Here is an 11,161-nt window from a genome sequence, read left to right as displayed (position 1 = left end):
TAGTTTGTCTTCAATCTGAGGCTGACAAAATTGTCAGCCTCTTTTCTTTACTACTAAAAGGATAAAAAGTTCACCACTTCGTAGCTAATTTTGATTGCTTACTTTTTTAGACCCAACTTTTGAACTAGGATCTAATTTTTTCTCTACTAATCCTAATAACCAATCTGTCATAATAGCCATAAGCGCTGTTGGTAAAGCTCCTACTAAAATAATCGCCGTACCATCAGTGGCATTGGTTCCTCTAATAATGATATCACCTAAACCACCTGCCCCAACAAAAGAGCCTATCGCCGTAATTCCGATTGCTACAACTAAAGCATTTCTCAACCCAGCCATAATCACAGAAATTGATAACGGTAATTCAATTAAATAGAGGATTTGAAATTTAGTCATACCCATTCCTTTTCCAGCATCTAAAATATCACTATCAACTTGCTGCATGCCTGTATAAGTATTTGAAATAATAGGCAGTAAAGAGTATAAAAAGACTGTCACAATCACTGTGTTTACCCCTAGCCCTAATCCTAACATCAAAATAGACACCATGGCTAAGGAAGGGATCGTTTGAATCACATTAGCTATCCCAATCACCCAGCTAGCCAACTTCCTACGTCTTGAGATATAAATACCTACTGGAATCCCCACAATAGCCGCAAATATCACACCATATGCTGAGATGAGAAAATGACGAATGAACTGTGTTAAGACGTAACCACTGTTATGTTGTAAATAATAAATAAACTGTTCAAAGACACTTAAATTCTCCATTATTCTCCCTCCTCCTCAAAAAAGTTGTTTTCTCTTAAGAACTGTCTAGCAACATTCTCAGGCTCTAACAAATTATTATCTGCTTCATAGTTTAGTTGCTGCATGGTTTCTGTATCAATCTGACCTGAGAGTTTCTCTAAAATAGGTTGTAACTCTGGTTTCTGCTCTAATAAAGCCTCGCTTACCACAATACTGGCATCATAAGGTGGAAAGAAATGGAGATCATCTTCTAAAATCACCAAATCATAACTAGCGATTCGACCATCTGTAGAATAACCTAATACCACATCCATTTTTCCAGCAGCCACAGCATCATAGACTAAACCAATCTGCATTGGGTATACTTTCTTAAAATCAATGTTATAGGTATCTGAAAAAGCTTTGTACCCATCGCCATCTCGGTTCATCCAAGAAGTATCCACACCAGCTGTTAACTCCCCTGCAACGTCTTTCAAATCACTGATTTTTTTCAAGTTATAGGTTTCAGCTGTCTCTTTTGACACCATAAATGAATAAGTATTAGCAAAACCATAAGAAGGTAGCCAAACTTGATTGAACTGTTTTTTAAACTCAGAACTAACAATTTCAAACGCTTTTTCTGGGTCTTTTTCTGGTGGTAGATTAAGTGTGCCACTTAAGTCAGTCCCAGTGTAACGACCAGCTGAAATATTAATATCACCATTGACCATAGCATTATGTGCTACTGTACTAGTTCCTAAATTATTAATCATCACAACTTCTTCATCAGTGTAATGCTCAATCATCTGTTTAACTAGATTAGCTAAAATTTGGTTTTCACTTGTCGCCATGGAACCAATTGCAATTCGGTCATCACTTTTTTTCGAATTACCTAATCCTGGTAAACTACAAGCACTCAATAGGAGGACAATCCCTAGACTCAAAATAACTAGTTTTTTCTTCATTAGACTGTCTCCCCTTTCTGGCTAGGCGTTAATTTCTTCTCTAATAAACCAAGTAAAAAGTCACTTAGTAACGCCAGAATAATCACAGGTATTGTTCCCCCAATGATTAATGCTGGTTTGTAGAGGTTTAGTCCACCAAAAATCAAATCACCTAGACCACCACCACCGATATAAGAAGCTAGCGTTGCCCAAGCAATCACATACACAGCTCCTAAACGAATACCTCGCATAATGGTTGGCATAGCTAAAGGCAACTCAACTAATTTTATTTGTTGAAAGTTCGTCATCCCCATTCCTTTTGCCGCATCTACTAAAGTACGATCCACATTCATTACACCTAAATAAGTATTTCTTAAAATCGGCAGTAAGGAATAGATAAACAATGCCACAATAGCCGTTGTTTTTCCCACTCCAAAAAGAGGAATAAACATGGTCAGTAATGCCAATGACGGAATGGTTTGTAAAATACTCGTCAAGCCAATGACAAAACTTGCTAATCGTTTGGTTCTTGTTAACAAGATGCCTAAAGGAACTGCCACTAAAATTCCTAAACCTAAGGAAATCGCTGAAATGTACAAATGTTCAATGGTCTTAATCACTAAGTCGTTTCCATACTCTTGTAAAAATGATTCCATCTTACTGTACCTCCTGTTCCTCAGCTTGTGCCACGTCTTCTGTCACAGGTAAACTCAAGCCATCTTCTTCTCCCCAAATTGTTTCATACACCATATCAACTAGTGACGAACGCGTAATAATGCCGACTAACTTTTTATCTTCATCGACAACTGGTACATACTTAAGTCCACGTTTTAAGATTTTTTGAATGGCGTCTCGCAGTAAAGCTTTCTTTCTAATAAAGAAAACATCTTGATTGGTAATGTCCCCAACAATTGTTGTTTTCCCTCGTTGATCATTAATCATCTCAACATCAATAAATCCTCGTAAGACATTATGATGATCCACAACCAGTAAGGTATCTACTCGTTTCTCACGCATTAAACGAATCGCTTCTGATAGAGATTTATCTGGCGTAATCGAAATGGCCTGAAGAGAAGTTACTTCACCTACAGTGACATAATCCTGTTGCGAATGAATCAAGCGCTCTTCTCCAATCAGCTCACGAACAAAGTCATTAGCTGGATGTCTTAAGATATTCTCTGGTGTATCACATTGAACAACTTTACCGTAACTCATTACCACAATTTTTGTTGCTAATTTTAAAGCCTCGTCCATATCATGTGTTACAAACACAATGGTTTTACCCATTTTTTCTTGAAGCTCTTTAACAAAGTCTTGTAAGGCATCTCGAGTAATCGGATCAAGGGCTCCAAAAGGCTCATCCATTAATACAATGTCTTGATCTGCTGCTAGTGCTCTTACCACACCAATTCGTTGTTGTTGGCCTCCAGAAAGCTCATGTGGATAACGGTCTAACATTTCCACAGGTAACTCAACTAAGCGAATCATCTTCTCTGCAATTTCTTTTCGTTCTGATTCTGGCCATTTTAGTAACTTAGGAACCAACGTAATATTGTCCCTAATCGTCATATGAGGAAGTAACCCAATATTTTGGATCACATAGCCCACACTTCTTCTAAGTTCCACAGGATTAATATCTCTGATATTTTTCCCATTGATTAAAATATTGCCTGATGATGGTTCAATCATTCGGTTAATCATCCGCATTGCAGTTGTTTTCCCACTGCCACTTGTACCAATAAAACAAATAAACTCACTATCACCAAAAGATAATGAGATGTCTGATACAGCTTTCTTGTTACCCTTGTAAGTTTTAGTAACATGTTGAAATTCGATCATATTAACATCTCCTTCTGTCTTTTTAAAAAAAGACTATCTATTAATCATGCACCATTTTCATAACTTTTGCAAATTTTCTCAGAAAACAGTGGCTTTTTCCACAAAAAAACAAGACTGAACAATTGATATGTCAGTCTTGTTTTTTGAAATCTCTCTTATTCTAATCCTTCTGCAACAGCTTCTGGGAAATGCTCTTCAACGATTGACGCACAACGATGACAAAGGTTTGGTAATTTTTCATGACTACCAACATCTTCTTTAACGGCACGACATCTTTGACATGTTTCTCCAATTGCTTTTTCAACTAATACTGACATTGACTCAAAGCCTAAAGCTTTTTCAGGCACATCGGTATTAACTGACGCTACTTCTAAACCAGAAACAATTAAGACTTGCTCTAAGTTTGTGTTAAGAGCCTCTAAAAGAACTTTAGTTGCTTCATTAGGATATAGCGTGATTTTAGCTTCAAATGATTTACCAATTAATTTTTCGTTACGAGCTTCTTCTAATGCTTTTAAGACATTATCTCTTAACGGCATGAAGTTATTCCATAACTCTAAAATATTCTCTTGATCAGGGTATTCAGTAAATCCAGGTAACTCAGCTAATTGAACGAAGTCTTCTTCTTCTTGTAAGTATTCCCAAATTTCTTCAGCTGTATGAGGTAAAATTGGTGTCATTAATTTAGTTAAGGCAACTAATACTTCATAGAAAACAGTTTGCATAGCACGACGATCGTAGTTGTTTTCTGATTCAATGTACACAACGTCTTTGGCAAAATCTAAGTAGAACGCTGATAATTCATTGTTACAGAAGTTTACTAAGTGTTTGTAAACTGTTGAGAATGAATAACTTTCATAACCTTTTTCTCTCATTGTTTTGATTTCTTGATTCAAACGAATCATCATAAATTTATCTACAGAACGTAAATCTTCATAGGCAATAGCATCTTTTTTCGCATCAAAATCAGATGTGTTAGCTAATAAGAAACGCATTGTGTTACGGATTTTACGATAAACTTCAGCAATTGAGTTAAGTGTGTTCATATCCACACGAACGTCAGATTCATAATCCACACTAGCTACCCACAGACGTAAAATATCGGCACCTAATTGATTCGTTACTTTACCTGGTTCAATGGTATTTCCTAATGATTTACTTTGTTTTCTACCTTGAGGGTCTAAAGTAAATCCTTGAGAAATAACTGATTTATACGGAGAAACGCCATTAATAGCCACACTTGTTGTAATACTTGAGTTGAACCAACCACGGTATTGGTCAGACCCTTCTAAATACATATCAGCTGGGAAACTTAAGTTATCACGGCCACGTAAAACAGCTTCATGAGATGAACCTGAATCAAACCAAACGTCCATAATGTCATTTTCTTTAGTAAACTCACCATTTGGGCTACCTGGATGAGTAAAGCCTTCTGGTAATAAGTCTTTAGCTTCACGTTCAAACCAAATTCTTGAACCATGTTCTGCAAAAAGATTAGCAATATGTTCAATCGTTTCTGGTGTAATAATAGGTTCTTCATTTTCAGCGTAGAAAATTGGTAACGGCACACCCCACGCACGTTGACGTGAAATAACCCAATCCCCACGGTCACGAACCATGTTATATAGACGTGTTTTACCCCAAGGAATAATCCAATCTACTTTTTCGATTTCTGTTAAAATGTTATCTCTAAATTTATCAATAGAGGCAAACCATTGAGCAGTTGCACGGTAAATAACTGGTTTTTTAGTTCTCCAGTCATGTGGATAACTATGTGTAAAAAAGTCTAATTTAAGTAGTGCTCCTTTTTCTTCAAGTAATTCTGTTACCATTGGATTAGCTTTGTCATAGAAGACTCCTTCAAATCCTGGTGCTTCACTCGTGAATACCCCTTTGTTATCCACAGGTGAAATAACATCTAAACCATATTTACGACCAACAATGTAGTCATCTTCCCCATGTCCTGGAGCTGTATGAACTAAACCTGTCCCTGCTTCAAGAGTTACGTGATCACCTAATAGTAATTTAGATTCTCTGTCGTAGAATGGATGTTGTGCTGTCATACCTTCAAGGACTTCACCTTTAAATTCTTGAATCACTTCTGGTTGTTCCCAACCAATGGCATTAGATACTGTCTCAAGTAATTCTTTAGCCACAACATATTTATTGCCATCTACTAAACAAATCACATAATCAAAATCAGGGTTAACAGAAATCCCTAAGTTAGCTGGTAATGTCCAAGGAGTTGTTGTCCAAATCACAAAGTTAACATCATCTGTTAAGAACTCTTTGCCATCTTTCACTTTAAAAGCAACATAGATAGAAGCTGATTTAACATCTTTGTATTCAATCTCTGCCTCAGCTAATGATGACTCACTTGAAGGTGACCAGTAAATTGGTTTTAATCCTTTATAGATATAGCCTTTTTCAGCCATTTTACCAAACACACGGATTTGAGCTGCTTCGTAATCAGGTGTTAACGTCACATATGGGTTATCCCACTCACCAGCAATTCCTAAACGTTTAAAGTCTTCTCTTTGCTTATCTACTTGTGTTAAAGCATACTCTTCACATTTTTTTAAGTACTCAGCACGAGACATTTCTTTACGTTTGATGCCTTTGTTTGTTAAAACTTGTTCAATTGGTAACCCATGAGTATCCCAACCAGGAATATAAGGCGCTCTAAAACCTGACATTGATTTAGAACGAACAATAATATCTTTACTGATTTTATTTAAAGCGTGACCTAAATGAATGTTACCATTCGCATATGGAGGTCCATCATGTAAGATGAAAGTTGGTTTACCTTCATTTAACGCTTGGCGACGTCCATAAATATCTTGCTCTTCCCAATTTTTTTGCCATTCAACTTCTCTGTTTGGTAAGTTTCCACGCATTGGAAAACCTGTTTTACCTAAATGTAGTGTTTCTTTTGTTTTCATTTTCTTTTTCCTCTCTTTTTTAGCAACAAAAAAAGACTCCTCCCTATTAAAAGGGACGAAGTCTTCGTGTTACCACCCAAATTTTCAGTCTACACCAGATAAAGATATAGACATACTCTCTCATGATAACGGTCTTTAACCGAAGTTACTTACTTAATTCAGTAACTCATTAAATGAAGGATCTTTCTTACTTTAGGGTCTTATTGGGTTTCCACTATTGTCCCAACTCACTGGTAGAATAAAATAAGCTTTTACTGTTTCATTTGTTATTTTACGCGACTACGGTTAGCACGCTCTGGACGAGCTGGCTTTTTACCGAAATCTTTTGTTTGATCATTTTCTGATGTTTCTTGTACTTCAGGAATCACAATCTCTGGTTTTTCTTCTTCAGCAGCAAAGTCTGGTTGCACTTGAATAGCAACTGGTGTTGGATCATTTGTATTAGCAGCTTCAACAGCGTCTAATACTTCTTTAAATGCTTGGTGACTACTGTCAACATAAGCACCAAATGGTTTTAATAATTCATCCCACTCTTCACTTTTCACAATTTGTAATTGTGATTCTAACAGAACTGATAAGTTTCTGTGGAAAACACGTGTTTTCTTCTTCAAATCATCTGTTTCTACAGCTAATTGACGAGCACGTTCGCTTGCTTCCATTAAAATTTCATTGGCTTTGTTAGTTGACCCTGTGATTAACTCTTCACTCATTTTGTTAGCATGAGCTAAAATGTCTTCAGATTGTGCTTGAGCTTGTTGAATCGCTAAATCACTTTCTTTTGTTGCATTTTCTTTTAATTTATCAGCAGTATCTTGAGCCACTATGATTGATTGATTTAATGAATCTTTTAATTCATTAAAGTAGCTTAATTTTTCTTCTGCTTGTTTAGCTTGTTTTTCTAAATCTCTGTTTTCAGTCGTTAATTTCTCAACTTCTAAAGCGATTTGATCTAAGAAATCATCTACTTCATCTTTGTTGTATCCTTTAAATTTTGCATTAAAGCTTTTGTTTGTAATATCAATTGGTTTTATTGCCATGCTTTTCACCTCATAAGTAAGTTACTTTCTTAATACACGTATGTTTAAGCGAACTTTGTCTTTTTTTGTTTTTCCTTGTTGCTCCATAATTTGGATCCTACCAAGTCCTCGAACAGAGATAATATCTAGATAGTCTGCTAGATAATCTACCCGTTCATTTTCAACCCAATTCACTTTTACCCTTTTTGCTTCTACAACTTGCTTAGCTCGTTGTCTAGATACATTATATACTGATGAAATGATATTATCAATTCTAAGGGAACTGATTGTTAAACTCTCTAACACCCATTCATCAATTGGTGTCAACACGTCCGTATAAGCAAGCCTTTCAAAACGAACCCCAAAGGAGCCGATTTTATCAACTTGAGAGACAACATAATTTGCCATGGATTCCTTAATAAACACTTGCCATCTTGTTCCATCTGTAATAATATCACCAATAAACTCACGCTTGATACCCGTACTCATTAAAGTCCCTAATATTTTTCCATGAGTCAATGACCCAAATTTTAAAGGGTATTTAATTTCATACAAAGCAACGTCAAAATCCTCTTGACTTGGCTCAAAATAGCTAGGATAAATAATAGCACACTTTCTCTCGGCTGTTTCAAAACCACCATAAGTTTTATAGGTTATATCACTTTTTTTACCAATTAATGTTTCAAGAATATAGGCTTCCCTTGGATTTAAAAAATCCGTTACATAGGGAGCATATTGGTTATCCACTTGTTCAAACCATCCCGTTATTGAATCAATAAAAGGATGTTCGTCCTTGCGGAAATGCTGGTACACATTACTTAGCAAAAAACTCACATCCTTTCTTTTCTGTTATTAAAAGCCAAACACGATTCTTGAGATAAACATGACCAAACCTTTACTTGCAAAGTTAAGTACCAAGATTGCTACGATAATTGTAAAATCAATGGGACCAAAGCTTAAGTTAAAACGGTCAAAGAAACTTAAATAGGGACGGCAAATTTTAATAACTAACTGTCCTAATTTAGTGTCATAGGCTCCTGGAAACCATGACATTAATGCATATGCCACTAAAACAAATGAATACACATTAATTAGCCATAGAAACAGGTTCAATAATTGAATTATGAGCATTTCTACACGTCCTTAATAATTTGTTAAGTGAGTTGAAATTAAACTCTGAGCAACAGACGAATCAAGTTCAACATTAGCAGGTGTACAAATAAAAATTTCTTCACCTATTCTTTGAATGTCACCATCTACTGCAAAAATAGTGCCTGTTACAAAGTCTACTACTCGACGTGCTTGTTGTTCTTCCATTGCTGAAAAAGTAATAATAACTATTTCTTTTCTAAATAATGCTTGGGCAATAGCCTTACAATCAGCATACGCTCGAGGTTCAAAAACTGTTATTTTTCGATGCACTCGACGATTTTCAGGTTGTTGATGTTTATCATTCATTGACTGATACGCATTCATCTCAACCACTTTTTTATTTTTGTATTGATTAGAAGAAGATAAATCAGAAACACTCGGGTTCTTTTCTTCAGTTACTTCATTCTCAAAGGATGCCTCGTTAGAGTACGTCGGTTCTTCTTGTTCAAATACTTCTTCGTCAACCATAGGCATATCTCTAGAAAATTCATCTTCATGGGAATCATCTAATCCAAAAAAATTAGACCAATTTGTTTTCTTCTTAAATAAATTCATCGTTCTTCCACCTCTTTCTCCTCTTTATCAAAAAAACTTGAGCCAACTCGTACAAAAGTCGAACCCTCCTCAATCGCAATCTCAAAATCTCCACTCATACCCATACTTAATTCATGGCAAGGAGCGTAAGACAGTTGTTTCATTTCGATTGATTGTTTCAACTGATTAAGTGTTCTAAAAATGTTTCTCAACTCTTCATTAGAGCTATCAAAAGGAGCCATTGTCATCAATCCTACGACTTTTACTTTTGAAAATTCTTGAAGTGCCTCAATAAATCCATCTAGTTCTTCAGGACGAATACCTTGTTTAGAAGATTCTCCTGACACATTAACTTGAATAAAACAAGAAATGTCTTTTTCTGCTCGCTTGTTAATCTCTCCTGCTAACTTTAACGTGTCTAAAGCGTGAAAATAATCAATTTCATTGATTATCTCCTTTACTTTTCTTCGCTGTAAGTTACCAATGAAATGCCAAACTAGAGGTTCATTAGAAACTAGTTCACTTTTTTTATGCAATAGTTTTTCTACTCGATTTTCAGCAAGTTGATGAATACCTAAGTCAACCACTTGTTGGGTTGTTTCAAGATCCACTGATTTACTGACACACACTAAAGTCACAGAGTTTTTATCTCTATGACTTATTTTTAGCGCGGCTTGAATAGTTTTTTCTATTTGTTGAATGTTTCGGTTCAGGCTTTCTTCAAGCACTAAAACTCACCTCTTATTTTTTTCTTCTAAAGAATGGTGGTGTACTTAATTCATCATCATCATCTGAATTGAAATCTGATTCTGTGTTACTAAATGTATCAAAGTCTCTCTTTTCAATTGATTCAAATTGAGTTTCATCTGGTACATTACGTGTCGTAGGTTCACGACGAATATCCCAATCACCAAAAGCTCCAGCACCTTGTGCTTGGCTATCAGCTTCTGTTTGCTTTACTTCTGGAACTGGACGTGTTTGACGTTTTACCATTCCTTGAGTCGTCATGTTACTTCTTTGTGCCATTGGACGCTCTCTTTTTCCAGGGTCGATTCCTGTAGCAATAACAGTAACAACAATTTCGTCTCCTAATTGTTCGTTTACTGATGTTCCTAAAATAATGTTTACATCGCTACCTGTTGCGTTAGCTACGATTTCAGAAGCATCTTGAGCTTCGAATAATGTCATATCTAAACCACCAGTAATGTTTAAAAGAACTTGTTCAGCTCCTTCAATTGATGTTTCTAATAATGGAGAAGCGATTGCTTTTCTTGTTGCTTCAATAACGCGGTCTTCACCACTAGCAACACCAATTCCCATAAGAGCTGTTCCTTGGTCTTCCATAACTGTTTTCACATCGGCAAAGTCTAAGTTGACATAACCTGGTGAAGTGATTAAATCAGAGATACCTTGTACGCCTTGACGTAACACGTTATCTGCTTCTCTAAATGCTTCTAACATAGGTGTTTTCTTGTCAACGATTTCTAATAAGCGGTTGTTTGAAATGATAACTAATGTATCAACATTTTCTTTTAATTCTGCAATACCTTCAGCAGCAAAGCGGCTACGTTTTGGTCCTTCAAAACTAAATGGACGTGTTACAACACCTACTGTTAAAGCTCCTTGAGCTTTAGCAATTCCTGCTACGACAGGGGCTGCACCAGTACCAGTACCACCACCCATTCCTGAAGTGATGAATACTAAATCAGCTCCTTGCAATGCTTCTGCAATTTGCTCTTCACTTTCAGCAGCAGCTTTTTCACCAACATCTGGTAAAGAACCTGCTCCTAGACCTTTAGTGAATTTAGGTCCTAATTGAATTACTGTTTCGGCTTTTGAATGTTGTAGAGCTTGAACATCTGTATTAGCTACGATGAACTCTACTCCTTTAACGCCTTCATCGATCATACGATTTACTGCATTACCACCAGCGCCACCGACACCGATGACTTTAATAACTGCACCAGTATTTAATGCATTATCTAAAGAAAATTCCATTATTTGTTTC

Annotated in this window: 11 protein-coding genes; all 11 read right to left on the bottom strand. The window is 36.1% G+C overall.

All coding sequences use genetic code 11. The features are described from left to right. Nucleotides 1-84 precede the first annotated feature (84 nt). Complete coding sequence (locus tag DOK76_RS02725; RefSeq protein WP_206964801.1) at nt 85-768, bottom strand: ABC transporter permease; 684 nt, start codon at nt 766-768, stop codon at nt 85-87. Beyond that, a complete protein-coding gene (locus DOK76_RS02720) occupies nt 768-1,691 on the bottom strand; it encodes an osmoprotectant ABC transporter substrate-binding protein (RefSeq protein ID WP_206964800.1) in 924 nt (307 codons plus the stop codon). The genes DOK76_RS02725 and DOK76_RS02720 overlap by 1 nt, the downstream gene beginning before the upstream one ends. Next, nucleotides 1,691-2,326, bottom strand: coding sequence for an ABC transporter permease (locus tag DOK76_RS02715; RefSeq protein ID WP_206964799.1), 636 nt, complete (start codon nt 2,324-2,326; stop codon nt 1,691-1,693). The genes DOK76_RS02720 and DOK76_RS02715 overlap by 1 nt, the downstream gene beginning before the upstream one ends. Before the next feature lies 1 nt (nt 2,327). Then, nucleotides 2,328-3,509 (bottom strand): betaine/proline/choline family ABC transporter ATP-binding protein, encoded by a 1,182-nt coding sequence (locus DOK76_RS02710; protein WP_206964798.1) that lies wholly within the window; start codon nt 3,507-3,509, stop codon nt 2,328-2,330. A gap of 155 nt (nt 3,510-3,664) precedes the next feature. Beyond that, nucleotides 3,665-6,451, bottom strand: a complete 2,787-nt coding sequence (gene ileS, locus DOK76_RS02705) for an isoleucine--tRNA ligase (RefSeq protein ID WP_206964797.1) — start codon at nt 6,449-6,451, stop codon at nt 3,665-3,667. Nucleotides 6,452-6,717: 266 nt separating this feature from the next. Further along, nucleotides 6,718-7,488 (bottom strand): DivIVA domain-containing protein, encoded by a 771-nt coding sequence (locus DOK76_RS02700; RefSeq protein WP_206964796.1) that lies wholly within the window; start codon nt 7,486-7,488, stop codon nt 6,718-6,720. Between the two features lie 21 nt (nt 7,489-7,509). Beyond that, nucleotides 7,510-8,292 (bottom strand): YlmH family RNA-binding protein, encoded by a 783-nt coding sequence (locus tag DOK76_RS02695; RefSeq protein WP_206964795.1) that lies wholly within the window; start codon nt 8,290-8,292, stop codon nt 7,510-7,512. Nucleotides 8,293-8,319: 27 nt separating this feature from the next. After that, nucleotides 8,320-8,598, bottom strand: coding sequence for a YggT family protein (locus DOK76_RS02690; RefSeq protein WP_206964794.1), 279 nt, complete (start codon nt 8,596-8,598; stop codon nt 8,320-8,322). A gap of 12 nt (nt 8,599-8,610) precedes the next feature. Continuing rightward, nucleotides 8,611-9,174: a cell division protein SepF gene (locus DOK76_RS02685; protein ID WP_206964792.1), complete on the bottom strand. Its 564-nt coding sequence runs from the start codon at nt 9,172-9,174 to the stop codon at nt 8,611-8,613. After that, a complete protein-coding gene (locus tag DOK76_RS02680; protein WP_370590081.1) occupies nt 9,171-9,881 on the bottom strand; it encodes a YggS family pyridoxal phosphate-dependent enzyme in 711 nt (236 codons plus the stop codon). Before DOK76_RS02680 ends, DOK76_RS02685 begins: the two co-directional genes overlap by 4 nt. A 13-nt stretch (nt 9,882-9,894) precedes the next feature. Next, entirely contained in the window at nt 9,895-11,151 is a 1,257-nt protein-coding gene (gene ftsZ / locus DOK76_RS02675; protein WP_206964790.1) for a cell division protein FtsZ, read from the bottom strand. Between the last annotated feature and the right edge of the window lie 10 nt (nt 11,152-11,161).

It is taken from the genome of Candidatus Vagococcus giribetii (assembly GCF_017316185.1).
GTDB classification, from domain to species: Bacteria; Bacillota; Bacilli; order Lactobacillales; family Vagococcaceae; genus Vagococcus; species Vagococcus giribetii.
Note: the sequence above shows the minus strand (reverse complement) of the source record. Positions and strands in the feature narration are given on the sequence as shown.

Bases quoted from the DNA above. Each gene is read 5' to 3' on its own strand.
- DOK76_RS02725 (WP_206964801.1), bottom strand. From the start codon at position 768: ATGGAGAATTTAAGTGTCTTTGAACAGTTTATTTATTATTTACAACAT.
- DOK76_RS02720 (WP_206964800.1), bottom strand. From the start codon at position 1,691: ATGAAGAAAAAACTAGTTATTTTGAGTCTAGGGATTGTCCTCCTATTG.
- DOK76_RS02715 (WP_206964799.1), bottom strand. From the start codon at position 2,326: ATGGAATCATTTTTACAAGAGTATGGAAACGACTTAGTGATTAAGACC.
- DOK76_RS02710 (WP_206964798.1), bottom strand. From the start codon at position 3,509: ATGATCGAATTTCAACATGTTACTAAAACTTACAAGGGTAACAAGAAA.
- ileS (WP_206964797.1), bottom strand. From the start codon at position 6,451: ATGAAAACAAAAGAAACACTACATTTAGGTAAAACAGGTTTTCCAATG.
- DOK76_RS02700 (WP_206964796.1), bottom strand. From the start codon at position 7,488: ATGGCAATAAAACCAATTGATATTACAAACAAAAGCTTTAATGCAAAA.
- DOK76_RS02690 (WP_206964794.1), bottom strand. From the start codon at position 8,598: ATGCTCATAATTCAATTATTGAACCTGTTTCTATGGCTAATTAATGTG.
- DOK76_RS02685 (WP_206964792.1), bottom strand. From the start codon at position 9,174: ATGAATTTATTTAAGAAGAAAACAAATTGGTCTAATTTTTTTGGATTA.
- ftsZ (WP_206964790.1), bottom strand. From the start codon at position 11,151: ATGGAATTTTCTTTAGATAATGCATTAAATACTGGTGCAGTTATTAAA.